Consider the following 26,901-nt stretch of genomic DNA (forward strand, 5'->3'; position numbering starts at 1 on the left):
GCACACCAGGTTGTCCTCTCGGTGCAGCTCCGAGGTGTGTTGTACGAATCGTTCGCTAGCGAGCCGTCAAGGGTCGTATGGTTTGCTGCGAGGAAAGCTTCTACCGGGCGCAACGCGCGAGAGCAAGGGGATTGGCCGTGAAGATGAAAGTAGCTGCGCTGATGACGGCCTTCGTCGCGATCGGTGTGGGCCTTGCCGCACCGGCCTCCGCGGGATGCGAGACGCAGGCATTCGCGAAGTACTGCGACGGGCCGATCAGGCCGGATGGCTCCTGGGATCGGTGCATGGAGGCGTTCGGTACGGTGAATGCCTTCGGTCAGGTGCTCATACCGACGGTGTCGCGGTGCTACCCCTATGACCCGGCCAGTCCGCCGATGACCCCACTGGGGCAGCCACAGGATCACGTCTACCCGTGACGACGAGTGCCGTTGACACCGCCACCACTTCAGGCCGGGACTGATGATCTCCGCTCTCACCGGGCGCGAACGAACCAACGACGACGGTTGTCGTCGGTACATGCCGCTGCACTTCACATTTGACACCCGCAACTACCTTCTGGACTCCGAGGACGAAGAGAGCAATTGGGAGCCAGACACCCGAGATCAGTCGCGGCGTAATCGGAGGCTGGTCACGGTCGGGCTGGTGAATGAGTTCGGGGCGGCGGCCTTTGACGCGAAGTTCTACGACTATCGGGCCATCGGGGTCGCGCCGATGAGCGTCGTCGCTCTGCACAACGTGTTTCTGGCCCAGATTCGGACGTCGTTCGTCGCAGGCGCGTACTACCCGGCGTTGGTGGGAGCCAGCGCGCTCGGCGAACGGATGCTCAATCAGCTAGTCATCGTGCTGCGTGGCGACTATCGGGACCACCCGGCAACGACCTCCGACATTGCGAGTTGGAAGTCGTTCACCAAGTGGTCCCACTGCACAGACGCCTTGGCGGGATGGGGCGTGCTGTCGGACAAGCTCGTTGACGATTTCACTCAGCTGGGGAAACTCCGTCATCGCGCCGTGCACTACAACCCGGGGCTGGACAACACCGACGCCCGCGAGGCCGCGATCAGCGCCGTTCGACTGTTGCAGGGCATCATTCAAGCGCTGTTCCCACCTCTCGGTGGCCCGCCCAAGTTCATCAAGGGCACCACTGGCCACACATATCTGAGTTCGGAAGCCGAGAGACAACCGGTGATCAAGCGTTTCTATCTACCGGCCAGCGTTCTCGTCTCGCCCCGCTTCGAGATGCGCCCGATGCAGCTAGAAGACGGACGCGCGTGGTTCGACGTGTACGACGATGGCGAGTATCAGACCCGCTATCCGACGTTGAGTGACGCCGAGTTCGCCGAGCACTGCAACGACATCACGCGATTCTGGCCGGAACAGGGAGCGTGACCGGCGCCCTCATCGATCTCCGAGCCGCCGCCGCATCCACTCGGGCGGCCCGTGCCTCTCGCGCGCACGACGCGCAGTGTCGAGAGGGCTGGCGAGGCGTCGTTGTTCCCGGTGAGTGCACTCGAAGATTGGCCAGAAATGGACGAAGGGCGGTCAAGTTGACCGCCCTTCGTCTTCCGATCAGTCGGGAGTTCTACCGCTGAACTGCGGCCCCATGTGGTGGAGCCGAGGGGATTCGAACCCGTGTTGCTCGATTAACTCCAGTGTACCAAGTGCCGTAGTTCCCAACCGGAGGCCGATTTTTCGGGTTACGACAACCGCGCGCTCGTTGGGACACACTTGGGACACTGAGCGTCTGACGGGCACCCTGCACCGGCGCCCAACAGCTGGCGTGAACGATGTTGACCTCAACAAACAATGGTGGGCGCGGACGGTATCGAACCGCCGACCGCTGGTGTGTAAAACCAGAGCTCTACCACTGAGCTACGCGCCCGTGCTCGGGCAGGCTACACGCCGACGGCGGGCGACGGGAAATCCGTCAGCCGACCGTCAGCGCGGCGAGCGCATCAGTCCACAACGCCTGATTGCGCGCCTCGCCCGGCCCCTTCATCTCGGCGAACCGGATCACCCCGGTCCGATCGACGACGAACGTGCCACGGTTGGCGAAACCGGTGTGATCGTTGAACACGCCGTAGGCCTTGGCAACCGCGCCGTGTGGCCAGAAGTCGGAGAGCACGGGGAACGTGAAACCGCTCTGCGTGGCCCAGACCTTGTGCGTTGGCGGCGGTCCCACCGAGATCGCCAGTGTCACGGTGTCGTCGTTGACGTACCTCGACAGGTTGTCGTTGATTTCGTCGAGTTCGCCCTGACATATGCCGGTGAATGCGAGCGGGAAGAACACCAACAGCGCGTTCCTGCCACGCAGCGCACTCAGCGTGACCGACTGCCCGTTCTGGTCCTTCAACGTGAAATCGGGTGCCTCACGCCCGGCGTTGATCACCGCGACCGGCAGCCTTCGACTTCGGTTGAACCAGACGACTGGCGATCCAGTCGCCGAGGTTCGCCGACGACGTTTGCATCAACCCCGCGGTGGGCGCCGACTCGGCGATCTCCGCTGGCTGTACGTGTCCCGGCTTGCCGGTCTTGGGTGTGATCACCCAGATGACGCCGTCCTCCGCTAGTGGGGTGATGGCGTCCATCAGCCGATCGACGAGGTCACCATCGTCATCGCGCCACCAAAGCAGCACGACATCAACGACCTCGTCCGCGTCTTCGTCGAGTAACTCGCTGCCACACGTGTCCTCGATGTCGACACGGATGTCGTCGTCGGTGTCCTCGTCCCAGCCCAGTTCCTGGACAACCTGATCCTTCTCGATGCCCAAACTGCGGGCGTAGTTCGGCGAGTCCGCCGCAACCACCGTGTCCTCCTTCAGCCTTCAACCTGCAATTCTGCTCGGCCTATAGTCGCACGCCGTTGGCGAATAGCTAACGCCTGGCACGCTGGTTGGTCAGTATGCGGCATCGCACAGGTTCAGCGCGACGGTCTTCGAGTCGTTCAACTTGCCGATCGCCGCATTGAAATCGTCCATCGAGGCATTCCCCGCAATGGCCGCCGCAAGCGCCCTGGCTGCGTCGACCCACCCGTTGAGCGCGTCCGTGAGCTCGGGCGACAGCGGTGCGGACAGGCTGCCCGATACCAGGTCAGCGGTGTGGTTCAGTGCGTCGTTCGCAGGTCCTGCCGTTGCTCCGATGTCGGGGGTGTTCTTGTTGTAGGCGTCGACGTACTTGTTCACCGCGTCGATTGCGTCCACGCTGCTCGAGCTCAGGGCCTCGCACGAGGTGTGCACCGCCTTGTTCGACACCGACGCCTGATGCTCGGACTCCTGCGCGCTGGAACTGGCGGACGATTCTGCGGCCGATGCCGAAACCGACGCCTGGTAGACCGGCGCGTCGGCGCGATCGATCGTCGCGTTGCCCTGGGTGACGCTGGTGCAGCCGACCACGATCATGGCGAAAACGCCGAGGCCGCCCATGGCCAAACCACTCGCGCGCAGCCGGCCCATGCGCTGCCGACGACCCATCACGGTCTCCAGACGTTACCGGTTCCACCCTGTGATCGCCGGTTCATGTCGACTTGTCAACCCCGGCGGTGCACTTGCGGCACGATAGGAGCACGATGGACACGTTCAGGAACGGGGCCACGAGCACCCGTGTCCACCAACCGAGGAGCGGCAGTTGACCACCGAGTTCGCGCGCCAAGACCTGGCCCAAAACTCCAGCACCGCAAGCGAACCCGACCGGGTTCGAGTGATCCGTGAGGGCGTTGCGTCGTACCTTCCCGACATCGACCCCGAAGAGACGACCGAATGGCTCGAGTCGTTCGACGAGCTACTCGAACGGTCGGGGCCGGCCAGGGCGCGCTACCTGATGCTGCGTCTTCTCGAGCGATCCAGCGAACAGCGAGTAGCGATCCCCGCACTCACGTCGACCGATTACGTCAACACGATTCCCACCGAACTCGAGCCGTGGTTTCCTGGCGACGAGGACGTCGAGCGCCGCTACCGCGCCTGGATCCGGTGGAACGCAGCCATCATGGTGCACCGCGCACAACGCCCGGGAGTCGGTGTGGGAGGCCACATCTCGACATACGCCTCGTCGGCGGCGCTGTACGAGGTCGGCTTCAACCACTTCTTCCGCGGCAAGTCGCACCCCGGCGGCGGCGACCAGATCTTCATCCAGGGTCACGCCTCCCCCGGCATCTACGCACGCGCGTTTCTCGAGGGCCGGCTAACCGCAGACCAGCTCGACGGGTTCCGCCAGGAGCACAGTCACCCGGGCGGCGGCCTGCCCTCCTACCCGCACCCGCGTCTGATGCCGGACTTCTGGGAGTTCCCCACGGTGTCGATGGGCCTTGGCCCGATGAACGCGATCTACCAGGCCCGGTTCAACCACTATCTGCACGACCGGGGCATCAAGGACACCTCCGATCAGCACGTCTGGGCATTCCTCGGCGACGGTGAGACCGACGAGCCGGAGAGCCGCGGTCTGGCGCACGTGGCCGCCCTCGAGGGCCTGGACAACCTCACCTTCGTGATCAACTGCAACCTGCAGCGCCTCGACGGCCCGGTGCGTGGCAACGGCAAGATCATCCAGGAGCTGGAGTCGTTCTTCCGCGGCGCAGGCTGGAACGTCATCAAGGTGGTCTGGGGCCGCGAGTGGGACGCGCTGCTGCACGCGGACCGCGACGGTGCGCTGGTGAACCTGATGAACACCACACCCGACGGTGACTTCCAGACCTACAAGGCCAACGACGGCGGTTACGTCCGCGACCACTTCTTCGGTCGCGACCCGCGCACCAAGGCTCTCGTCGAGCCGATGACCGACGCCGAGATCTGGAACCTCAAGCGCGGCGGCCACGACTACCGCAAGGTGTACGCCGCCTACCGCGCCGCGATGGAGCACAAGGGCCAGCCGACGGTGATCCTGGCTCACACCATCAAGGGCTACACGCTTGGCAAGCACTTCGAGGGTCGCAACGCCACGCACCAGATGAAGAAGCTTGCGCTGCAAGACCTCAAGGACTTCCGGGAAGCCCAGCGGATACCGATCTCCGACGCTCAGCTCGAGGAGAACCCGTACCTGCCGCCGTACTACCACCCGGGACCCGACGCCCCGGAGATCCGCTACATGCTGGACCGGCGGCGCACCCTCGGCGGTTTCCTTCCGGATCGTCGGACCAAGACGAAGGTGCTGGCGCTGCCGAGCCGCGATGTCTACAAGGCGCTCAAGAAGGGGTCGGGCAATCAGGAAGTCGCGACCACCATGGCGACCGTGCGGACGTTCAAGGAACTGTTGCGCGACAAGGTGATCGGGCCCCGGTTGGTGCCGATCATCCCCGACGAGGCCCGCACGTTCGGCATGGACTCTTGGTTCCCGAGCCTCAAGATCTACAACCGCAACGGCCAGCTGTACACCGCCGTGGACGCCGAGCTGATGCTCGCGTACAAGGAGAGCGAGATCGGCCAGATCCTGCACGAGGGCATCAACGAGGCCGGGTCGACGGCGTCGTTCACCGCGGTGGGCACCTCCTACGCCACCCACAACGAGCCGATGATCCCGATCTACATCTTCTATTCGATGTTCGGGTTCCAGCGCACCGGTGACGGCTTCTGGGCCGCCGCCGACCAGATGGCCCGTGGATTCGTGCTCGGCGCGACGGCAGGCCGGACGACGCTGACCGGCGAAGGTCTGCAACACGCGGACGGACACTCGCTGCTGCTGGCGTCGACGAATCCGGCGGTGGTCGCCTACGACCCGGCGTTCGCCTACGAGATCGCCTACATCGTGGAGAGCGGGCTGTCGCGGATGTTCGGCGAGGACCCGGAGAACGTGTACTTCTACATCACGATCTACAACGAGCCCTACGCTCAACCCGCCGAGCCGGAGAACTTCGACCCCGAGGGCGTGCTTCGCGGCATCTACCGGTACCGCATCTCCAAGGAGAAGCGCACCAGCGTGGCGCAGATCCTGGCGTCCGGCGTCGCGATGCCCGAGGCTCTGCGTGCGGCCGACATGCTGGCTGCCGAGTGGGACGTGGCCGCCGACGTCTGGTCGGTGACGAGCTGGGGTGAACTCAACCGCGACGGCGTCGCCGTCGACAAGGACCTGTTGCGCCATCCGGAACGTCCCGCCGCCGTCCCGTACGTCACGAAGGCGCTCGGCGACACCGCCGGTCCCGTGGTGGCGGTGTCGGACTGGATGCGTGCCGTTCCCGAGCTGATCCGGCCGTGGGTGCCCAACACGTACGTAACGCTTGGGACGGACGGCTTCGGGTTCTCCGACACCCGGCCCGCCGCGCGGCGGTACTTCAACACGGACGCCGAGTCCGTGGTCGTCGCGGTGCTCGAGGCACTGGCACGTGACGGTGAGATCGATCCGTCGGTCGCGGTCGCCGCCGCACGGCAGTACAAGATCGACGACGTGATGGCGGCTGGAGTGTCGTTCAAGGACACCGGGAGCGCATAGCCCAGAGCTTTGGAGGAATCCGCCAGAAAAGTGGCGTAGCTTTTAGGCGTGACTGACAACCGGTACGTGCCACCGGCGTCGACCCTCGAGGTGCTCGAGACGGTCCCCGAGTCGGTCCTGCGCGGGCTGAAGCAGTACTCGGGAAAACTGGCGACCGGGGCGGTGCACGCCCTGCAGGAGCGACTGCCCTTCTTCGCCGACCTCGAGGCGTCGCAGCGCGCCAGCGTGCACCTGGTCGTGCAGACCGCAGTGGTGAACTTCGTCGAGTGGATGCGCGATCCGCAGAGCAACGTCAGCTACACCGCGAAGGCCTTCGAGGCGGTACCACAGGAGTTGACCCGTCGCATCGCGCTGCGCCAGACCGTCGAGATGGTGCGCGTCACCATGGAGTTCTTCGAGGAAGCCGTGCCGCTCCTCGCCCGCAGCGACGAGAAGCAGGTCATGGCGCTCACCGCGGGGATCCTGCGCTACAGCAGGGACCTGGCCTTCGCCGCGGCCACCGCGTACGCCGACGCCGCCGAGTCGCGCGGCGCGTGGGACACCCGGATGGAGGCCAACGTCGTCGACGCCGTGGTCCGTGGTGATGTCGGACCCGAATTGCAGTCGCAGGCAGCCACATTGAACTGGGACGCCACCGCCCCCGCGACGGTCATCGTGGGATTGCCACAGCCCGGACGGGCGGACATGGCCGGCGATGACGTGCACGCGATCGCGGCGCGCAACGGCCGCGCCGCGCTGTCCGACGTGCACGGCACCTGGCTGGTGGCGATCGTGTCGGGCCCGCTGTCCCCGACCGACCGCACCCTCGGCGAATTGCTCAAGGTGTTCGCCGACGGACCGGTCGTCGTCGGACCGACCGCGCCCACGCTGAGCGCGGCACACCACAGCGCCACGGAGGCGATCGCTGGCATGAACGCCGTCGCCGGTTGGAGCGGAGCGCCGCGGCCAGTAGCTGCCCGCGAGCTACTTCCAGAACGCGCACTCCTTGGCGACGCGACGGCTCTCGCTGCGCTCGACACGGAGGTCATGCGCCCCCTCGCAGACGCCGGGCCGGCACTCGCCGAGACATTGGACGCCTACCTGGACTCGGGGGGCGCGATCGAGGCCTGCGCGCGCGCCTTGTTCGTTCATCCAAACACCGTTCGCTACCGCCTCAAACGGATCGGCGACTTCACCGGACGCGATCCGACCCTGCCGCGTGATGCCTACGTTCTGCGGGTGGCGTCCACCGTCGGCCGTCTCAATCGTCAGACGACCTATGCAAGCACGACAAATGCGGTTGTGGCTCAGCTAACACCCCCCGTTGACGTGCCTGGGGACGAGTCACCTGGGCCGACAGGTCGCGATGAGGTATCGGTGTAGTCCCAACACATGCCGTTTTGTGGAGACCCCACAAAAACATAAGACGAGGTTCATAATCTCTTACACCGCACAAAACCGTCTTCACAGTGTTCTCTTAGACATATGCTCGCATTGCTCGCTCCCGGACAGGGATCGCAGACCCCTGGCATGCTCGCCTCCTGGCTAGAGCTGCCGGGCGCTGCCGATCGTTTGGCCACGTGGTCGGACATCAGCGGCCTCGACCTCGCCCGTCTCGGTACCACCGCGACCGCCGAGGAGATCACCGACACGGCAGTGACCCAACCGCTGGTTGTTGCCGCGACGCTGCTGGCACACGAGGAGCTGACCAAGCGCGGCCTGCTCTCCGGCGTCGACACCGTGGTGGCCGGCCACTCCGTCGGTGAGATCGCGGCCTATGCGATCGCAGGCCTCATCTCGGCCGACGACGCCGTAGCGCTGGCCTCCACCCGCGGCGCAGAGATGGCCAAGGCCTGCGCCGTCGAGCCGACCGGCATGTCCGCGGTGCTCGGTGGAGACGAAACCGAGGTGCTCGCCCGCCTGGAGGAACTCGACCTGGTGGCCGCCAATCGGAACGCGGCGGGCCAGATCGTGGCCGCAGGCGCGCTGTCGGCACTCGACAAGCTGGCCGAGGATCCACCCGCCAAGGCCCGGGTCCGTCAGCTGGCCACCGCAGGGGCGTTCCACACCAGGTACATGGCCTCTGCACTGGACGCCTACTCCGCGGCCGCCAACGGCGTCACCGCCTCGGATTCCCCGCTGCCCACCGTCACGCTGCTCTCCAACGCCGACGGCCAGCCGGTAGCGTCGGGTCCGGATGCGATGACCAAGCTGGTCGCGCAGCTGACCCGGCCGGTGCGCTGGGATCTGTGCACCGAGTCGATCCGCCAACGCGAAGTGACTGCGATCGTCGAGTTCCCGCCCGCGGGCACGCTCGTCGGAATCGCCAAACGAGAACTTCGGGGAGTGCCGACGCACGCCGTCAAGACCCCTGCAGACCTGGATGGACTCGCCGAGCTCTGACCAGTACAACCGCACGACAACCGTCAATAAGGCACTCCAACGAGGGAGTGCCGGACCACGAAGAAATAGAAAAGGGAGCCACAGTGGGCGCCAGCCAGCAGGAAATCATCACCGGTCTCGCCGAGATCATCGAAGAGGTCACCGGCATCGAGCCGTCCGAGGTGACCCCCGAGAAGTCGTTCGTCGACGACCTGGACATCGACTCGCTGTCGATGGTTGAGATCGCAGTGCAGACCGAGGACAAGTACGGCGTGAAGATCCCGGACGAGGACCTCGCCGGACTGCGCACCGTCGGTGACGTCGTTGCCTACATCCAGAAGCTCGAGGAAGAGAACCCCGAAGCCGCCGAGGCGCTGCGCGAGAAGTTCGCGAAGTGACCAGGCCTTCCACTGCTAACGGCGGTTTCCCCAACGTCGTCGTGACCGCCGTCACGGCGACCACTTCGATTGCCCCGGACATCGAGAGCACGTGGAAGGGTCTGCTGGCAGGCGAAAGTGGCATCCGCGTCCTCGAAGACGACTTCGTAAGCAAGTGGGATCTTCAGGTCAAGATCGGGGGGCACCTCAAGGAGCCCCTCGATCCCCTGATGTCCCGGCTGGAGCACCGACGTATGTCGTATGTCCAGCGGATGTCGAAGTACCTCGGCAATCAACTGTGGGAGTCCGCGGGCAAGCCCGACGTCGATCCCGATCGTTTCTCGGTCGTGATCGGCACCGGGCTCGGCGGCGGCGAGAAGATCGTCGAGATGTATGACGCCATGAACGAGGGCGGGCCCCGCAAGGTGTCCCCGCTCGCCGTTCAGATGGTCATGCCGAACGGCGCCGCCGCCGTGGTCGGCCTCGAGCTCGGAGCGCGCGCCGGGGTCATCACCCCGGTGTCGGCCTGTTCTTCGGGCTCCGAGGGCATCGCCCACGCGTGGCGACAGCTCGTCATGGGTGATGCCGACATCGCCGTCTGCGGCGGCGTCGAGGGCACCATCGAGGCACTGCCCATCGCGGCGTTCTCGATGATGCGCGCGATGTCGACCCGCAACGACGATCCGGAAGCAGCTTCGCGTCCATTCGACAAGGACCGGGACGGCTTCGTGTTCGGCGAGGCAGGCGCGCTCATGATCATCGAGACCGAGGAGCACGCCAAGGCGCGTGGCGCCAAGCCACTTGCACGTCTTCTCGGCGCAGGCATCTCGTCCGACGCGTACCACATGGTGGCGCCGGCACCGGACGGCCTGCGCGCCGGAGCCGCGATGAAGCGGGCGATGGAGACGGCGGGGCTGTCCCCCAAGGACATCAACCACGTCAACGCGCACGCGACCTCCACGTCGATCGGTGACGTGGCGGAGGCGAACGCCATCAGGAACGCAGGCGTCGAGCACGCGGCGGTCTACGCGCCGAAGTCTGCGCTGGGCCACTCCATCGGTGCCGTTGGCGCCCTTGAGTCGATCCTGACGGTCCTGGCTCTGCGCGACGGCGTCATCCCGCCGACGCTCAACTACGAGACGCCCGACCCCGAGATCGATCTCGATGTCGTTGCAGGTGAGCCTCGATATGGCGAGTACCAGTACGCCCTCAACAATTCGTTCGGCTTCGGTGGACACAATGTCGCCCTGGCCTTCGGGCGGTACTGACCCGCAGGTCGCTGGGGTACACGGAGAGGAACGTTCGGGGTCGTAATGGCAAGGTCGACAAGTGCATTGACAACCGGATTGACGACGGGGAACGGCTTCCCGAACGTCGTCGTCACCGGTTTTGCCATGACGACTGCCCTTGCGACCGACGCCGACGGCACCTGGAAACGGCTGCTCGACGGTGAGAGCGGGATCCGCACGCTCGAGGATGACTTCGTCGAGCTGTACGACCTGCCCGTGCGCATCGGCGGACATCTGCTCGAGGACTTCGAGAGTGAGCTGACGCCGGCCGAACTCGGTCGACTGTCCTATCTGCAGAGGATGGCGACCGTCGTCGGCCGGCGGGCGTGGCTGGATGCGGGCTCACCAGACGTCGACACCAGGCGTCTGATGGTGTCGATAGGCACCGGCATGGGCAGCGGCGAGGAACTTCTGTACGCCTACGACGCCATGCGGACGAAGGGCGTCAACGCCGTGTCCCCGCTTGCCGTGCAGACGTACATGCCCAACTCGGCTGCGGCGGCGGTCGGCCTCGAGCGCAACGCCAAGGCAGGCGTCGTCACCCCGGTGTCGGCGTGCGCGTCCGGCAGCGAGGCCATCGGTCACGCGTGGCGCAACATCGTGCTTGGCGAGGCCGACATCGCGATCTGCGGTGGGGTGGAGACCAAGATCGAGGCGGTGCCGATCGTCGGATTCGCACAGATGCGGATCGTGCTGTCCACCACCAACGAAGACCCGGCGGGCGCCTGCCGCCCTTTTGACACGGACCGCAACGGCTTCGTCTTCGGCGAGGCGGGTGCGCTCATGGTCATCGAGACCGAGGATCACGCCAAGGCGCGCGGCGCCAACATCGTGGCGCGTCTGATGGGCGCGGGTGTCACCTCGGACGGGTACCACATCGTGGCGCCCGACCCGACCGGTGATCAGGCTGGGCACGCGATCAGCCGCGCGATCCAGCTCGCCGGGCTCAGCCCGACGGACATCGACCACGTCAACGCGCACGCAACCGGAACCTCGGTCGGCGACGTGGCAGAGGGCAAGGCCATCAACAACGCCCTCGGCGCCCACAGGCCGGCGGTCTACGCGCCGAAGTCGGCACTCGGCCACTCCGTCGGAGCAGTCGGAGCGGTGGAGTCCATCCTGACCGTGATGGCGTTGCGGGACGGAGTCGTCCCGCCCACGCTGAACCTTCGCAACCTCGATCCGGAGATCGATCTGGACGTGGTCGCCGGGGAACCGCGACAGGGTAACTACGAGTACGCAATCAACAATTCGTTTGGATTCGGCGGGCACAACGTAGCGCTCGCCTTCGGGAAGTACTGAGTGTCCGTCGGCAGCCAAAGCCCGACGAGCACAGGAGGTTTCAATGACGATCATGGCCCCAGACACGGCAGCCGAGTCGCTCGACCCACGTGATCCACTGCTCCGCCTGAATACGTTCTTCGACGACGGCAGCGTCGAACTGCTGCACGAGCGCGACCGCTCGGGCGTGCTCGCCGCTGCGGGCACCGTCAACGGCGTACGCACCATCGCGTTCTGCACCGACGGCACCGTCATGGGTGGCGCGATGGGCATCGACGGGTGCAAGCACATCGTGCTCGCCTATGACACCGCCATCGAGGAGCAGAGCCCGATCATCGGCATCTGGCACTCCGGCGGCGCCCGGCTGGCCGAAGGCGTCAAGGCGCTGCACGCGGTCGGCCTCATGTTCGAGGCGATGATCCGGGCATCCGGCTACATCCCACAGATCTCGGTGGTCGTCGGATTCGCCGCCGGCGGCGCCGCCTATGGGCCTGCGCTGACCGACGTCGTGATCATGGCGCCGGAGGGCCGGGTGTTCGTCACCGGCCCCGACATCGTGCGCAGCGTCACCGGCGAGGACGTCGATATGGCTTCGCTCGGCGGGCCGGACACCCATCACAAGAAGTCGGGTGTCTGCCACATCGTCGCCGACGACGAGCTCGACGCCTACGAGCGTGGCCGTCGTCTTGTCGGATTGTTCTCGCAGCAGGGTCATTTCGACCGCAGCAAGGCCGAGGCCGGCGACACCGACCTGCACGCACTGCTCCCCGAATCGTCGCGGCGCGCCTACGACGTGCACCCGCTGATCAACGCGCTGCTCGACGACGGAACCCCGTTCGAAGAGTTCCAGGCCAAGTGGGCGCCGTCGATGGTGGTCGGTCTCGGCCGGCTGGCCGGTCGTTCGATCGGCGTGCTTGCCAACAACCCGCTGCGCCTTGGCGGCTGCCTGAACTCCGAAAGCGCCGAGAAGGCAGCGCGTTTCGTGCGGCTGTGCGACGCGTTCGGCATTCCGCTGGTCGTCGTGGTCGACGTGCCGGGCTACCTGCCCGGTGTCGACCAGGAGTGGGGCGGCGTCGTGCGCCGCGGCGCGAAGCTGCTGCACGCCTTCGGCGAAGCCACGGTTCCGCGGGTCACGCTGGTCACCAGGAAGATCTACGGCGGCGCCTACATCGCGATGAACTCGCGGTCGCTCAACGCCACCAAGGTCTTCGCCTGGCCGGACGCCGAGGTCGCCGTGATGGGTGCCAAGGCAGCGGTCGGCATCCTGCACAAGAAGACCCTTGCGGCCGCACCTGCCGAGAGCCGGGAGGCGCTGCACGAGGAGCTGGCCGCCGAGCACGAGCGGATCGCGGGCGGCGTGGACAGCGCCATCGAGATCGGCGTGGTGGACGCGAAGATCGATCCCGCGCACACCCGAAGCGTTCTCACCCAGGCGTTGGCCGAGGCGCCCGCGCGTCGTGGCCGGCACAAGAACATCCCGCTGTAACGGGTAACCCCGCAACGAAACAGAAGCCACGGTCGTCAACGTCCTCAGTTGACGACCGTGGCTTCTATTTCGCGCGTTTCCTACCGCGTGGTGTAACCCCCGTTCGCAAGGATGGTCTGACCGTTGATCCAATGGCCATCACCCGCCAGGAACACCACCAGCGGCGCGATGTCCGTGATGTCGGTCAGCCGGTTGCCCATGGCCTGCGACTGGTGGAACGTCACGCGCTCGGGTGTCTCCTGGCCGTAGAAGAACGGCGTGTCCATCGGCCCAGGCGCCACGTTGTTGACGTTGATCCCCCGCACGCCGAACTCCTTGGCCGCTGCCCGCGTGAAGTGCTCGACCGGGCTCTTGGCGCCGGCGTAGGTCGAGTAGCCGTCGGTGAACGCCGCCAGCAGTGACGTCACGATCGTGGTCACCGAGCCGTTGTCGTTGAGCCGCTTGCCCGCCTCCTTGATGAAGAAGTACGCCGCCTTGGCGTTGATGTCGAACATCGAATCATATTCGGCCTCAGTGGTTTCCAGGATCGGCTTGCGAAGCACCTTGCCCGCGGTGTTGACGGCGACGTCCACGCCGCCGAACGCCTCGACGGCAGCATCGAAGAGCGCCACCACGTTGGCCGGTTGGGTCAGGTCGCCTTGTACCTTGACCGCCCGTCCACCGGCCGCCTCGACCGCGGCAACGGTCTTGTCGGCATCGGGTGCGGTGGCATCGCTGTTGTAGTGCACCACCACGTTGACCCCTCGTTCACCGAAGGTGGTGCTGATCAGACCGCCGAGGTTCTTGGCCCCGGCGGCGACGACTGCGGTCTTGCCCATGAGAGTGCTCATGACCTCGACGCTAACCACGTTCTGCACCAATGGGAAACACAACTATTCGAGGTTTCCACAAGTATTGTTTGTGGACATGCTCCCCGACCTGCGCCGGCTCCAGCAGTTCGTCGCCGTGGCCGAAGCGGGTAGCTTCACCACCGCCGCACGGCAACTTCACCTCAGCCAACAGGCGCTGAGCAGCTCGGTGCGCTTGCTCGAGGCGGAGCTGGCCACCGCAGTGTTCCATCGCGAAGGGCGACGAATCTCGCTGACACCGGCAGGTCGGGCGCTGTTGCACGAGGCCCGGCCGCTACTCGCCGCGGCACGCACCGTCGGCGAACACGTGCGATCGGCCGCGGCGGGCGAGCGAGAGTGGACGGTGGGACACAGCCCCGCACTGAGCGGCGCTGAGGTGTACGCGGTGCTCGAACCCGCGATCGACGCCTTTCCCGGCATGTCGTTCACGCTCCGGCAGATGTATCCCGATCAGCTGACGGCCGGGGTCGTCGACGGATCCGTGCAGCTCGGGCTGCGCCGCGGTGTGGCTCCCGCTGGTGAACTCGCGGCGGCGGTCATCGGTTACCACCGCGTTCGCGCGGCTCTCCCGGCCGGACATCGCTTGGCGACCGCGCCGCGCCTCGACATCACCGATCTGTCCGGCGAACGCCTCGCGCTGTGGGCGCCGCCGGGCGCGTCGTACTTCAGCGACTTCCTGATGGGCGCCTGCCGCCGCGCCGGATTCGAGCCCGACTACGTGGTCAGCCGGGTGCAGGGTGCGGCCATGGTGGCCGCGCCGCTGACCACCGGTGCCATCGCGCTGGTTACCGCGGAACCGGGGCCTGCGATGGGCGGACGAGTCACCGTGCTCGAACTCGACCCGCCGCTGCTCGTGCCCGTCCAAGCGATCTGGCAGCGCCACACCATGTCCGAGGTTCGCGATGCGCTGATCAAGGACTGATGTCACCTCGTCGAGGCGAGGAAGTGCTCGGCCACGGCGACGACCCGTTCGCGGTCGGTGTCGACGAGGCCGATGCGGGTCCGGCGATCGACGATGTCGTCGACCGACAATGCTCCCTCGTGCGTCACGGCGTACTCGAATTCCGCTCGGGTGACGTCGATTCCGTCGGCGACGGGCTCGGTCGGCCTGTCGCAGCTGGCGGACGCGATGACGTTGGGCGCCTCGGCGCCATAGCGGGCGACGAGGGAGGACGGCAGCTCAACCGGAGACCGCAGCGTTGCAACGGGATTCGACGGCGCTCCGACCAGCGGGAGGTTGCGGGTACGGCATGCGGTCGCCGTAAGCCCGCGCAACTCGACGGCCCGGTCCAGAACGTCCTGCGCCATGTAGCGGTACTCGGTCAGCTTGCCGCCGATCACGCTGATCACCCCCGCGGACGACTCGACGACGGCGTGCTCGCGTGACACGTCGGCCGTTGGGCCCTCGCCGGTGTCGATCAACGGCCGCAGCCCCGCGTACGTGCCGATCACGTCGGCAGGCCCCAGCGCGACGTCGAGCGCGGTGTTGACGGTGTCGAGCAGGAACGCCACCTCCGCCGGGGTTGGTTCCGGCACGTCGGGAATCGGCCCTGGTGCGTCTTCGTCGGTGAGCCCGAGGTACACCCTGCCGAGCTGCTCGGGCATGGCGAACACGAAGCGGTTGAGCTCGCCGGGTATCGGAATCGTCAGCGCCGCGGTGGGATTGCCGAACGCCGCGGCGTCGAACACCAGATGTGTTCCGCGGCTTGGCCGCAACCGGATGGACGTATCGACGTCGCCCGCCCAGACGCCCGCGGCGTTGATCACCGCTCGCGCCGACACCTCGAGGCTCTCGCCGGTGATCTGGTCGGTCAACCGCACCGATGTCCCCGTGACGTGGGACGCGGCGACGTGCGTCAGGATGCGCGCACCGTGCTGCGCCGCCGTGCGCGCAACCGCGGTGACGAGGCGCGCGTCGTCGATCAACTGCCCGTCGTACGCGAGCAGGCCGCCGCTCAACCCAGAGCGGCGCACGGTGGGCGCCATGGCGATCGCGCGCGCAGCGTCGATCCGGCGCGACCGCGGCAGCGTCGAGGACGGCGTGCCCGCCAGCTTGCGCAATCCGTCGCCTGCCACGAAGCCGAACCGCACCAGAGCACGCGAAGCGGAGTTCATCGACGGCAGCAGCGGAACCAGTTGGGGCATCGCCTTCACCAGATGAGGTGCGTTGCGCGTCATCAGGATTCCGCGCTCGATGGCGCTGCGGCGGGCGATGCCGATGTTGCCGGTGGCCAAGTAGCGCAGGCCGCCGTGGACCAACTTCGAACTCCACCGGCTGGTGCCGAACGCCAGGTCGTGCTTCTCCACCAGCACCACCGAAAGACCGCGCGCCGCGGCGTCCAGCGCGATCCCGGTCCCGGTGATACCGCCCCCGATGACGACGACGTCGACGCTTCCGCCGTCGCCAAGCGCGGCCAGATCGGCGGCGCGGCGGGCGGCGTTGAGTGCAGTGGATGACGTCATGGTGTGAGGTATCCGTTCAGAGCCCGGGTCAGCTCGCCGACCAGGGTTCCGGCGTCGAGGAAGGGCTCGACCAGCCGGGCGGACAGGATGGTCGACTGGGCGATCAACAGGCACATGGCGGCGAATTGGCGGGCGTCGCCGGGACGGACGGTGCCCTCGTCCTGTGCGGTCTTGATCTCGCCGGCCACGGTGTCCAGCAGGATCTGCTGGCTGGTGCCGAGGCGTTCCGACAGATAGAACATCGCGAGATCCGGCGCCTGGTGCAGCACGGACATGATGACGTCGTCGTGGCGCAGGCGCTCGGCCACTGCGACCATGCGCTCGACCAGCGGTTCGCGACCAACGCCGCGACTGGGTACGTCGTCGAGGGCATGGGTGATCCGCGCGGTGAGCAGGGCGGCCAGGATCGAGCGCGTGTCGGGGAATCGCCGGTACACCGTGGGACGGCTGACACCGGCACGCCGGGCGATCTCGGCGAGCGTCACGCGGTCGACACCGTAGGCGATTACGCAGCTGGCCGCGGCGTCGAGGATGCGTTCCTCGACCGACGACTCTTCGTTACTGATTGACAGCATATGTAATACTGTAACGCATGACCCGACCGAATGACCACATGCAACCCCCGATGAAGTGGAATGCCTGGGGCGACCCGGCCGCGGCCAAGCCACTCTCCGACGGCATTCGCACCCTGCTCGAGCAGGCCCTCGGGGTCGACGGCGTGCCGAGCGCCGAGCTGGCCGCCGAGCAGGTGCGCCTGCGCCCGTCGGCCCTGTCCGACACCGAGCGGGACGCGCTGGTGGCCATCGTCGGCGAGGCGAACTGCATCTCCGACGACTACGGCAGGCTGCTTCGGGCTGGCGGCAAGTCCACACTGGACCTGTTGCGCCGCAAGGATTCCGGGGTGCAGGATGCGCCCGACGCGGTACTGTTGCCCGCCGACGAAGAAGCGGTGGCCGCGGTGCTCCGATTCTGCGCCAAGCAGAGCATCGCAGTCGTCCCGTTCGGTGGTGGCACGACCGTGGTCGGCGGCGTCGACCCCATCCGCGGTGACTTCAAGGCCGTCGTCTCGCTGGACCTGCGGCGCCTCGACCAACTGCACGGCCTCGACGAGGTGTCCGGTGAGGCCGAACTCGGCGCTGGCGTCACCGGACCCGACGCGGAGCGCCTGCTCGGCGAGCGGGGCTTCTCGCTGGGGCATTTCCCGCAGAGCTTTCAATTCGCCACGATCGGCGGCTTCGCGGCGACGCGGTCCTCGGGCCAGGACTCCGCGGGATACGGCCGCTTCGACGACATGGTCCGCGGCATCACGGCAGTCACTCCTGCGGGGGTGCTCGACCTGGGCCGGGCCCCGGCGTCCGCGGCAGGCCCCGACTTGCGCCAGTTGATCATCGGCTCCGAGGGCCTCTTCGGCGTGATCACCCGTGTGCGGGTGCGGGTACACCCCGTCCCGGAGACCACGCGCTACGAAGCGTGGTCCTTCCCCGACTTCGCCACCGGCGCAGCGGCACTGCGGGTAGTCGCCCAGACCGGAACCGGCCCGACCGTGATGCGACTGTCGGACGAAGCGGAGACGGGCGTGAACCTCGCCACCACCGAGGCCATCGGCGAGCAGAGGGTCACCGGCGGTTGTCTGGCGATCACCACCTTCGAGGGCACCGCGGCACACACCGAGAGCAGGCACGCCGAGACACGGGCGGTGCTCGAGGAGCACGGCGGCACGTCGTTGGGCGACGGGCCTGCGCAGGCGTGGGAGCACGGCCGGTTCGGGGCGCCGTACCTGCGGGACGCGCTGCTGTCCGCGGGCGCGCTGTGCGAGACGCTGGAGACGGCGACCAACTGGTCCAACCTCGTGGCGCTCAAGGCGGCGGTGACCGAGGCACTGACGACCGCGCTGGCCGAAACCGGCACTCCGGCACTGGTGTTGTGCCACATTTCTCATGTGTATCCCACCGGGGCGTCGCTGTACTTCACCGTCGTCGCCGGCCAGCGCGGCAACCCGATCGAGCAGTGGCGCAAGGCCAAGACCGCGGCTTCCGATGCGATGGTCCACAACGGAGGGACCATCACCCACCACCACGCCGTCGGTGCCGATCACCGGCCGTGGATGCGCGACGAGGTCGGAGATCTCGGCATCGAGGTGTTGCGCGCGGTCAAGGCAGTGCTCGATCCGACGGGAATCCTCAACCCTGGCAAGCTGATCCCGTGAATTCAGGCGTCGCGCGGGTCACCGTCTTGACGAATCCCGCGTCGGGACACGGCAGTGCACCGCACGCCGCCGAGCGCGCCGTCTCGCAGTTGCATCGGCGCGGCGTCGACGTCGTCGCCATCGCGGGCACCGATGCCGAACACGCCCGACGCCTCGTCGAGGGTGCCCTCGAGCGCGGTATGGACGCGCTCGTGGTCGTCGGCGGTGACGGCATCATCTCGCTCGCACTTCAGGTGCTCGCGCAGACCGACATCCCGCTCGGCATCATCCCTGCTGGCACGGGGAACGACCATGCCCGCGAATTCGGCATTCCCGCAAAGGATCCCGAGGCCGCGGCCGACGTCATCGTGGACGGCGAGGTGCAGACCGTGGATCTGGGACGGATCAAGGGTGCCGACGGCACCGACAAGTGGTTCGGCACCGTCATGGCCGCCGGCTTCGACTCGCTGGTCACCGACCGGACCAACCGGATGAGCTGGCCGCACGGCCGAATGCGCTACAACGTCGCGATGCTCGCCGAATTGTCGCAGCTGCGGCTTCTGCCGTTCCGGCTGACGTTCGACGGTCGAGAGCTCGAGACGCAGTTGACGCTGGCCGCATTCGGCAACACGCGAAGTTACGGCGGCGGCATGCTGATCTGCCCCGACGCCGACCCCACCGACGGCATGCTCGACGCGACGATGGTGGCTTCCGCGTCACGCACCAAGCTGATCCGATTGTTTCCCACGGTCTTCAAGGGCACTCACGTCGACCTCGACGCGGTGCGGACGGAGCGGGCGAAGGTGATCACCGTCGAGTGCGTGGCTTCGCCAAAAATCACAGCCTATGCGGACGGCGAGTTCGTCTGCCCGCTGCCGGTCGAGGTATCCGCGGTGCCCGGTGCGCTGCGGATCCTGCGGCCCAAAGGCTAACCTGGGAAATCACGACGACACTGGGGAACGCGATGTGGCAGCTGAGTCGCGATGATCTGGACACCCTCGCCGTCGGAGCGGCCCTGTTGGGATCAGGCGGCGGAGGCCAGCCATATTGGTTCAGGGCATTGGCCGTGCACGCATTCGGCGATCGCGCCCGAATCCCGATTCATGACGTCGACGACTTACCCGCAGACATGCTTTCCATCAGCACCGGCCTCGTCGGATCCCTGCTGTCATTTCACGAGCGCTCACCACAAGGGTCCGAGTTCACCAGGGCCGTCGAGCGCGTGCTCCGTGAATACCCGGACGCGAGCGCGTGCGTGGGCAACTACGAGAGCGCGGGCGCCAACATCTTCGCTGGGCTGGTGGTGGCGGCCGCCGGTACTCTGCCCGTGGTCGACTGTGACGGTATGGGCAGGGCGCTGTCATGGCTCGACCAGACGACCTACGACGTGGCAGGGGTCTCCATCGCGCCGTTCGTGTGCACCGACAGTTACGGCCGGACCGTGTTGTACGAAGACATCCGCGGTGCCACTGCCGAGCAGTTCATCCGGGCCGCCGCTGTCGAGATGGGCGGCTGGTGCGCCTTCGCTGGGTACCCGATGACGGTCGCTCGCCTTCGGACCGCGGGCATACCCGGCACCATCCGGCGAGCTCTGGACCTCGGCCGCACCGTCGAGGATGCCGACGCACGTACGGTCGTCGACGCCCTGGTCGACGGGCACGGTGCACGCCGGGTCGCCACCGGCCGCGTCGCCGATGCCCGGTGGCGCCGGATCCGCGACGGAGGCATCGGATCCGTGGTGATCCGAGCGTCAGACGCATCCGTGGTGCGCGTCGAAGCACGCAACGAATTCCTGCTCGCACTCGTGGACGGTGAGATCGCCGCCTGCACACCGGAAATCATCTGCCTGATGCGGACGCGGGACGGACGGCCACTCCAGGCGGAATCGGTGCTGGCGGTGGGCACCGAGGTCGACGTCGTCGCGCTGCCTGCACCGCCGCGATGGGAGGAGCCGGGTTTCAATGACAAGGTGACACCGGCGGCGTTTGGAATAACCGGTGTCTGAGTTCGGGATCTCGACGGTGCGGGACGTGCTGTGCCTCCCCGATCTCGCCGGAGCCGAGGTGCTGGGTGGCGCAACTGGTCTCGGTCGGCTGGCGCAGGACGCGCAGATCGTGGCGCCAGGCGACGCACGTCGGGTCGCGCCACGCAGCGTCGTGTTCCTGGCCTCGACCGACAGCCTCGGCACTGAACTCGCCCTGCCCCGCCTCGCCGAACGTGAGGCCGCGGCAGTGATCGTCGACCACGAGGTATTGGTGTCCACGCAGTGGCTGGCCGATCGCTTCGGCATCCCACTGGTGCGCCTGGACGCCGACCGATGGGAAGGCGCGCTCGCCGTTCGAATTCACCTGCGCCACCCGGTGGTGGAGCGCGGCCTGAAATGCGCTGCAGCCGCCGCGCGCCTGACCGCGGCGAACACCCCGTCCCGGGTGGCGGACATCGTGACGGGAGTACTCGGGTATCCCGTCAGCGTGCTAGGACCCTCGGGGGTTCTGCTGGCAGGCCCGAGACAGCCGGGTATCGAGCAGATTCCGAATGCGCTCTCAGGTCACATCGACAGTGACTCCGGCACAATGGTTTTCGCCTCCACTTCGCCGGGCCGGGATTCCGGCTCGCGGCTCACGTGCGCAGTGCATGCGCCGCCTGGTGTCGCAACGGCGCACATCGAAACGATTCTCGCGGTCGCGGATCTCGCAATAGTGCGGCTGAGCGCATGGGCCGCGCGGTCGTCGCTGTCGGCCGCATGGGACCAGGCGAGCCAGGGCGCGGTGCTGACACATCTTCTCAGCACTGGATCGCTCGACGGACCGCATGCAGAGCAGGCTGTCGCGCTCGGCTGGCAGCTCGAAGGCTTCCACATCGCGGTCATGGTCCGTCCAGAGGATCCCCGCGCAGACCGTTCGTTGGTTCTAACCGCGTTGCAGAACGCTCTGATCGCCGCGGGCCTCACGGTTCCCGCGGTGCCCTTTTCCGACGGATGGGTGTGGTGGACGAGCTCATCTGACCGACCGAATCAGGCGCAGATCACGTTGCGCAGCAACGAGGTTCGCCAAATCGTTGCCGACCTGTCCGGCTTCGTGATCGCCGCAGGGGTGGCAGGCGCCGAGTACGGAATCGCCGGACTGGTGCGCGCCATCGGCGACGCATCCCGCCTGTGCCGCATCGCCGGACACGCGGCCGGGCGCCGTCCCGTCGAGACCTCCAACGACTCCAACCCCCGCCAGTACCTCCTCACCGCGGTCACCGACGATCAGGCACGCCAACGCGCCGCGCTCCTGCTCCAGCCACTTCGCGACGCGGCCGACGGCGCCCTGCTCGACACCTTGAACGTCTACCTCTTGTCCGAGTGCTCGACATCGGGTGCGGCCAGACGGCTCGGGGTGCACCGCAACTCGGTGATCAAACGGCTCGGCCGCATCGAGTCGCTCCTCGGCATCGATCTGGACGACGACGACACGCGCCTCGCGTTGCGCATCGCCTGCCGTGCGCTGTGAGCGCGCAACGCGTACGTCATCGCACGTAACCTGATGTGCCCGACCCGCACCCAAGACTGCACGCCGGGTGTGCACTGTGCCCACTGACTTCGAGATGCCCACTCCGTAGCGTGCAATCCATGGCCACCAGAAGCGCAGGAGATCCCGCGGTTGCTACTCCGGTCTCGGAGCACGGCGACGATTATGCACTCTCTCGAGTGCCGGAATCGGCCCGCTACCACTGGTTCAGCGTGTGCGTGCAGCGCTTCGGCCAGCTGTCATGCCTGTCGCAGTTCATGCTCGGTGCCGCTCTGGGTTTCGGCATGACCTTCGCGAATGCGATGCTGGCGGTCCTGCTCGGGGCGGTGATCCTCGAGATCGTCGGCATCTTCACCGGCATCATCGGGCAGCGCGAGGGATTGTCGACCTCGGTGATCGCCCGCTGGACGGGCTTCGGTCGCTGGGGATCCGGCCTCATCGGCATCGTCGTGGCACTCAGTCTGACCGGCTGGTTCGGTGTGCAGACCGCCGTGTCGGCCGAGAGCCTCAAGACGATCATCCCGTTCGGGCCGATCTGGCTGTGGTCCCTGCTGTTCGGCATGGCCGTCACGGCGATCGTGGTGTACGGCTTCAGTTCGATGGCCTGGGTCGCCTACGTGACCGTTCCCGCGTTCATCCTCCTCGCTGGCTACCTGGTCATCGCCAAACTCACCGAGTACGACGTCGGTACGTTGGCATCGGGCCAACCCGCCGGTCCGGTCCTGTCCTTGGGCGCAGGTGCGACGCTCGTCGCGGGTGGCTTCATCGTCGGCATGGTGACCACGCCCGACATGACCCGCTTCAACCGCAGCGCCAAAGACGTCATCAAGCAGACGCTGCTTGGCGTCACCCTCGGTGAACTCGTCATGTGCGTGGCCGGCGTGCTGCTCGCCCACGCACTGCGCACCGACAGTGTTGTCGACATCGTCACCAGTTCATCGGGTTTCGTCGGCACGCTGATCATCATCTCGGGCACCCTGAAGATCAACGACTGGAACCTCTACTCGTCGACGCTCGGGATCGTCAACGCACTGGAAACGTCATTTGGCGTCGTGGTGAACCGCCGCGTGGTCACTGTCCTGGTGGGAACCGTCGGCTCCGTCCTCGCCGCGCTGGGCATTCTCAGTCACTTCATCGACTTCCTGATCATCCTGGGCGTCGTCATCCCGCCCATCGCCGGCATCATGGCGACCGAGTACTACCTGGTGCGCACCTGGCGCGCCGAACTCGAACGCTCCAGAGACGGCCTTCCCGCGAACGAACCCACCTTGATCATCGGCACACTCGTGGTGTGGCTGATCGCCGCACTGGTCGGGCACTTCGTCACGTGGGGCATCCCGTCGCTGAACTCGCTAGCGGTGGCGGTGCTTCTCTACCTGGCATTTTCGAAAGTCGGCTTGCTCAAACCGCTGTCGATCCAGCCATCGCGATTCGGCGCCGCGTCGTGATCATCGGGATCGATGTCGGGGGCACCAACACGGATGCCGTGATCCTCGACAATGGCTCCGTTCTGGCTGCCACGAAGACGACGACCACTCCGGACGTCACGTCCGGGATCACCGCCGCGGTCGACCGGCTGCGCGTGATGTCGGGCGCCGACCTGAGCTCCGCTTCTGCGGTGATGATCGGCACGACGCATTTCGTGAATGCTCTCGTTGAGGCCCAGCGACTTTCGCCCACCGCGGTGATCCGGCTCGGCCTGCCCGCGGGGGCAGGACTTCCGCCGCTGGTCGGGTGGCCGGCGCGCATCATCGCGGCGATCGCCGGTCAGGCATTCATGGTGCACGGCGGTCACGAATTCGACGGCAGGAGGATCAGCGATCTGCGTCCGCAGGAGCTTCTCGACGCCGTCGACAAGGCACTCGCCAACGGTGCCGAGAGCATTGCGATCTCGTCGATCTACTCGCCGGTGAATGCCGAGTTCGAGTTGATGGCAGAGGATCTCATCACGCGCAAGTACCCGGATGTCCCCGTCACGCTGTCACATCAGATCGGCCGTCTCGGGCTGCTCGAACGCGAGAACGCCGCGGTGATCAATGCCGCGCTCCGTGCACTGGCCCGCGACATCAGCGCAGCGCTGACCTCCGCCGTGCGCGATCTCGGCATCGACGCACCGCTGTTCGTCTCGCAGAACGACGGCACCGTGATGGATCTCGACTTCACCCGCCGCTATCCGGTGAACACGTTCGCATCGGGTCCGACCAACTCGATGCGTGGCGCGGCGTTTCTGTCCGGACTGTCCGAATGCGTCGTCGTCGACGTCGGTGGAACCACCACCGATGTCGGCATGCTCCAGAGCGGATACCCGCGCGAAGCCGCCCTGGAGGTCGAGGTCGAAGGCATCCGGACCAATTTCCGGATGCCCGACGTTCTTTCGGTCGGGCTTGGCGGCGGCTCACGGATTCGCGACACCGACGGAGCAGTCACGGTCGGACCCGATTCGGTGGGTTACCGCATCGGCACCGACGGACGGGTGTTCGGCGGAGGGACCCTTACGGCCACCGATATCGCAGTTGCTGCCGGGTTGGCTGAGATCGGCGATGCGTCGCTTGTCTGTGACGTTCCTGACGCAACGGTCAAAGCGGCACTCGTGCAAATCCGGCAGATTCTGGAGAACACCGTCGACCGCATCCGAACGTCCAACGATCCCGTCGACGTGGTGGCGGTCGGTGGTGGATCGATACTCGTGCCCGCGGAGTTGGCCAGTGCCAACAGGGTTCATCGTCCCGTCAACTTCGCCGTGGCCAATGCGATCGGGGCGGCGATCGCACAGGTTGGCGGTGAGGTCGACCGGATCTTCGGCGTGCCAGCCGGTCAGCGCGAAGCAGTCCTCGACGCCGCCAAACAAGAAGCCGTCGACCGGGCGATCGCTGCGGGAGCCGCGCCCTCGTCGATACAGATCGTCGAGATCGACGAGGTTCCGCTGGCGTACCTGCCCGGCAACGCGGTTCGCATCCGCGTGAAAGCCGTCGGGGACCTACCGCTGACCGGAGGAGCGCGGTCATGAGCCGTCAACTCACCCAGCAGGAACTCGTCGACATGGCGACCGGTGCGGCGATCATGGGCACCGGCGGCGGTGGAGACCCGTTGGTCGGCCGGCTGCTGGTGCAGCAGGCACTCGACACGGGCCTGACCGTCGAGATCATCTCCCCCGAGGAACTCGATGACGACGCCTTCATCATCTCCACCGCGATGATGGGCGCTCCCAGTGTGGTGGTGGAGAAGCTGGCCAACGGCAACGAAGCAGTGACCTCGCTGCGGAAACTCGAAGCGCACCTTGGCAAGACCGCGGACGCGACGGTGCCCATGGAGTGTGGCGGACTGAACTCGATGATTCCGCTGCTGGTGGCCGCGCGCGCCGGGATTCCCGTGGTGGACGCCGACGGAATGGGGCGCGCGTTCCCCGAACTTCAGATGGAGACGTTCGGCGTCTACGGCATCTCGGGCTCACCGCTGGTGATCTCCGATGAGAAGGGGCACAGCGTGCTCGTCGACACCGGCGACGACAACGTGCGCATGGAGAACTTTGCCCGCGCGGTGACCATTCAGATGGGAGGTGCCTCGTTCATCGCCGAGTACCCGATGAGCGGCGCCGACCTGAAGCGGACGGGTATCCCGCACACCCTGTCGCTGGCCAGTGACATCGGCCGCGCGATCCGCGAAGCCCGTGCCGCGCATGCAGATCCGTACGCCGCCCTGCTCAGTGCCGTGCAGAGTTCCATCTACGGCTATGCGACGTCACTGTTGGAGGGCAAGGTCGTCGACGTCGAGCGCTCGATCGTCGGTGGCTTCACCGCGGGCCGAGTCACACTCGCGCCCTTCGACGATGGCGACCTGATGACCATCGACTTCCGTAACGAGAACGTGGTTGCCCGACGCGGCGAGCGGGTGGTCGCGATCGTGCCCGACCTGATCACCGTGCTCGATCTCGAGTCATGCACTGCCATCACCACCGAAGCGTTGCGCTTCGGTCAGCGGGTGAGGGTGGTGGCGATCTCGACCCCTGAGATCATGCGCACCCCGGAGGCGCTCCAGGTCTGGGGACCGCATGCGTTCGGCGTCGATCACCCGTGGGTTCCGCTGGAGGAACTCAGCGCGCGAGATCACAGCCACCACCCGTGGGAGCAGCCAGTAATCTGAATGGCCATGGACTGGGACTTCGAAGCCGAGGTGTTCCAGTGGCGCGGGCCCGCTCCGTACTTCTTCACCGCCACGCCGGAGGACGTCGACGCCTTCCTGCGCGACCACCTGGTGGAGCTGACGTACGGATGGGGCGTCATCCCCGCGCGGGTACGGATCGGCGACACCGAAGTGCGCACGTCGTTGATCCCGAAGGACGGCGTCTACCTGGTACCGCTCAAGGTGGCGCTACGGCGACCCGAGGGGATCGATGACGGCGACGTCGTGCGCGTGCACCTGTCGGTGGGCGACTGACCTTAGAAGCGCCTGACCACCCGCACCGACGCCATGATGAAGACGACGACGAAGGCCAGCACGCCGAAGCACGCGATCCGGTACCACGGCGGTTCCAGCTCGCCGAGGATGACCACCGATAGCGGTAGGACGAGCCAGCCGAGAAGGAAGATCACCACGGCTCCGCGCTTGCTCTTCGCAGGCGAGTCTGGATCCTCGTCCGGGGGCAGTTGGCCCATGGATTGAATGCTAGCGGCGGCTAGCCGACTCCGCGG

General features: G+C 66.6%; 25 protein-coding genes and 1 tRNA gene. 18 read left to right on the forward strand and 8 right to left on the reverse strand.

Annotated features, from left to right (window positions below):
* Positions 1–143: 143 nt before the first annotated feature.
* Positions 144–416 carry a hypothetical protein gene (locus HNP02_RS17935; protein ID WP_184441663.1) on the forward strand — a complete coding sequence of 91 codons (273 nt, stop codon included), beginning with the start codon at positions 144–146 and terminating at the stop codon, positions 414–416.
* A 43-nt stretch (positions 417–459) separates the two neighbouring features.
* Positions 460–1,386 carry a hypothetical protein gene (locus HNP02_RS17940; protein WP_184440903.1) on the forward strand — a complete coding sequence of 309 codons (927 nt, stop codon included), beginning with the start codon at positions 460–462 and terminating at the stop codon, positions 1,384–1,386.
* Between the two features lie 418 nt (positions 1,387–1,804).
* On the opposite strand, the gene HNP02_RS17945 is transcribed toward HNP02_RS17940, so the two are convergent.
* The 4 genes from HNP02_RS17945 to HNP02_RS17960 form a co-directional block, all read right to left on the reverse strand.
* Positions 1,805–1,879 (reverse strand) — tRNA-Val (locus tag HNP02_RS17945).
* A gap of 45 nt (positions 1,880–1,924) precedes the next feature.
* Positions 1,925–2,386, reverse strand: a complete 462-nt coding sequence (locus tag HNP02_RS17950) for a peroxiredoxin (protein WP_184440905.1) — start codon at positions 2,384–2,386, stop codon at positions 1,925–1,927.
* A complete protein-coding gene (locus tag HNP02_RS17955; protein WP_184440907.1) occupies positions 2,367–2,804 on the reverse strand; it encodes a DUF3052 domain-containing protein in 438 nt (145 codons plus the stop codon). Before HNP02_RS17955 ends, HNP02_RS17950 begins: the two co-directional genes overlap by 20 nt.
* 90 nt (positions 2,805–2,894) lie before the next feature.
* Entirely contained in the window at positions 2,895–3,467 is a 573-nt protein-coding gene (locus tag HNP02_RS17960; RefSeq protein WP_375373687.1) for a hypothetical protein, read from the reverse strand.
* Positions 3,468–3,621: 154 nt separating this feature from the next.
* Here HNP02_RS17960 and aceE point away from each other — a divergent pair, with 154 nt between their 5' ends.
* From aceE to HNP02_RS17995, 7 genes are all read left to right on the forward strand, one after another.
* Complete coding sequence (gene aceE, locus HNP02_RS17965; protein ID WP_184440909.1) at positions 3,622–6,411, forward strand: pyruvate dehydrogenase (acetyl-transferring), homodimeric type; 2,790 nt, start codon at positions 3,622–3,624, stop codon at positions 6,409–6,411.
* A gap of 48 nt (positions 6,412–6,459) precedes the next feature.
* Positions 6,460–7,773 carry a CdaR family transcriptional regulator gene (locus HNP02_RS17970; protein ID WP_184440911.1) on the forward strand — a complete coding sequence of 438 codons (1,314 nt, stop codon included), beginning with the start codon at positions 6,460–6,462 and terminating at the stop codon, positions 7,771–7,773.
* 102 nt (positions 7,774–7,875) lie between these two features.
* Positions 7,876–8,793, forward strand: coding sequence for an ACP S-malonyltransferase (locus tag HNP02_RS17975; protein ID WP_184440913.1), 918 nt, complete (start codon positions 7,876–7,878; stop codon positions 8,791–8,793).
* Positions 8,794–8,876: 83 nt separating this feature from the next.
* Positions 8,877–9,170 (forward strand): meromycolate extension acyl carrier protein AcpM, encoded by a 294-nt coding sequence (gene acpM / locus HNP02_RS17980; RefSeq protein WP_184440915.1) that lies wholly within the window; start codon positions 8,877–8,879, stop codon positions 9,168–9,170.
* Positions 9,167–10,417: a 3-oxoacyl-ACP synthase KasA gene (kasA, locus tag HNP02_RS17985; RefSeq protein ID WP_184440916.1), complete on the forward strand. Its 1,251-nt coding sequence runs from the start codon at positions 9,167–9,169 to the stop codon at positions 10,415–10,417. Before acpM ends, kasA begins: the two co-directional genes overlap by 4 nt.
* 45 nt (positions 10,418–10,462) lie before the next feature.
* Positions 10,463–11,740, forward strand: a complete 1,278-nt coding sequence (kasB, locus tag HNP02_RS17990) for a 3-oxoacyl-ACP synthase KasB (protein ID WP_184440918.1) — start codon at positions 10,463–10,465, stop codon at positions 11,738–11,740.
* Between the two features lie 43 nt (positions 11,741–11,783).
* Complete coding sequence (locus HNP02_RS17995; protein ID WP_184440920.1) at positions 11,784–13,205, forward strand: acyl-CoA carboxylase subunit beta; 1,422 nt, start codon at positions 11,784–11,786, stop codon at positions 13,203–13,205.
* Positions 13,206–13,285: 80 nt separating this feature from the next.
* On the opposite strand, the gene HNP02_RS18000 is transcribed toward HNP02_RS17995, so the two are convergent.
* Positions 13,286–14,035 (reverse strand): SDR family oxidoreductase, encoded by a 750-nt coding sequence (locus HNP02_RS18000; protein ID WP_184440922.1) that lies wholly within the window; start codon positions 14,033–14,035, stop codon positions 13,286–13,288.
* A 76-nt stretch (positions 14,036–14,111) separates the two neighbouring features.
* Here HNP02_RS18000 and HNP02_RS18005 point away from each other — a divergent pair, with 76 nt between their 5' ends.
* Positions 14,112–14,975, forward strand: coding sequence for a LysR family transcriptional regulator (locus HNP02_RS18005; RefSeq protein ID WP_184440924.1), 864 nt, complete (start codon positions 14,112–14,114; stop codon positions 14,973–14,975).
* 2 nt (positions 14,976–14,977) lie between these two features.
* Here HNP02_RS18005 and HNP02_RS18010 read toward each other — a convergent pair whose 3' ends face one another.
* Together HNP02_RS18010 and HNP02_RS18015 are read right to left on the reverse strand one after the other, a co-directional pair.
* Positions 14,978–16,516: a glycerol-3-phosphate dehydrogenase/oxidase gene (locus tag HNP02_RS18010; protein WP_184440926.1), complete on the reverse strand. Its 1,539-nt coding sequence runs from the start codon at positions 16,514–16,516 to the stop codon at positions 14,978–14,980.
* On the reverse strand, positions 16,513–17,091 hold the full coding sequence (locus HNP02_RS18015) for a TetR/AcrR family transcriptional regulator (RefSeq protein WP_184440928.1): 579 nt from the start codon (positions 17,089–17,091) through the stop codon (positions 16,513–16,515). The genes HNP02_RS18010 and HNP02_RS18015 overlap by 4 nt, the downstream gene beginning before the upstream one ends.
* A 50-nt stretch (positions 17,092–17,141) precedes the next feature.
* Here HNP02_RS18015 and HNP02_RS18020 point away from each other — a divergent pair, with 50 nt between their 5' ends.
* The 8 genes from HNP02_RS18020 to HNP02_RS18055 all read left to right on the forward strand — a co-directional run bounded on the left by HNP02_RS18020 (position 17,142) and on the right by HNP02_RS18055 (position 26,647).
* Positions 17,142–18,722: an FAD-binding oxidoreductase gene (locus HNP02_RS18020; protein WP_184441667.1), complete on the forward strand. Its 1,581-nt coding sequence runs from the start codon at positions 17,142–17,144 to the stop codon at positions 18,720–18,722.
* Complete coding sequence (locus tag HNP02_RS18025; RefSeq protein WP_184440930.1) at positions 18,719–19,633, forward strand: diacylglycerol kinase; 915 nt, start codon at positions 18,719–18,721, stop codon at positions 19,631–19,633. The genes HNP02_RS18020 and HNP02_RS18025 overlap by 4 nt, the downstream gene beginning before the upstream one ends.
* A 32-nt stretch (positions 19,634–19,665) precedes the next feature.
* Positions 19,666–20,706: a DUF917 domain-containing protein gene (locus HNP02_RS18030; protein ID WP_184440932.1), complete on the forward strand. Its 1,041-nt coding sequence runs from the start codon at positions 19,666–19,668 to the stop codon at positions 20,704–20,706.
* Positions 20,699–22,195, forward strand: a complete 1,497-nt coding sequence (locus tag HNP02_RS43735) for a PucR family transcriptional regulator (protein WP_184440934.1) — start codon at positions 20,699–20,701, stop codon at positions 22,193–22,195. The genes HNP02_RS18030 and HNP02_RS43735 overlap by 8 nt, the downstream gene beginning before the upstream one ends.
* Positions 22,196–22,314: 119 nt before the next feature.
* Entirely contained in the window at positions 22,315–23,661 is a 1,347-nt protein-coding gene (locus HNP02_RS42785) for a cytosine permease (protein WP_184440936.1), read from the forward strand.
* Entirely contained in the window at positions 23,658–25,220 is a 1,563-nt protein-coding gene (locus tag HNP02_RS42795) for a hydantoinase/oxoprolinase family protein (RefSeq protein ID WP_184440938.1), read from the forward strand. The genes HNP02_RS42785 and HNP02_RS42795 overlap by 4 nt, the downstream gene beginning before the upstream one ends.
* The gene (locus HNP02_RS18050) at positions 25,217–26,353 is read left to right on the forward strand and encodes a DUF917 domain-containing protein (protein ID WP_184440940.1); all 1,137 of its coding nucleotides are present in this window, start codon (positions 25,217–25,219) and stop codon (positions 26,351–26,353) included. The genes HNP02_RS42795 and HNP02_RS18050 overlap by 4 nt, the downstream gene beginning before the upstream one ends.
* Positions 26,354–26,359: 6 nt before the next feature.
* Positions 26,360–26,647 carry a DUF1905 domain-containing protein gene (locus HNP02_RS18055; RefSeq protein WP_184440942.1) on the forward strand — a complete coding sequence of 96 codons (288 nt, stop codon included), beginning with the start codon at positions 26,360–26,362 and terminating at the stop codon, positions 26,645–26,647.
* Between the two features lie 2 nt (positions 26,648–26,649).
* On the opposite strand, the gene HNP02_RS18060 is transcribed toward HNP02_RS18055, so the two are convergent.
* On the reverse strand, positions 26,650–26,865 hold the full coding sequence (locus HNP02_RS18060; RefSeq protein ID WP_184440944.1) for a hypothetical protein: 216 nt from the start codon (positions 26,863–26,865) through the stop codon (positions 26,650–26,652).
* Between the last annotated feature and the right edge of the window lie 36 nt (positions 26,866–26,901).

Origin of the sequence: Mycobacterium sp. AZCC_0083 (assembly GCF_014202335.1) — a bacterium.
Lineage (GTDB): Bacteria > Actinomycetota > Actinomycetes > Mycobacteriales > Mycobacteriaceae > Mycobacterium.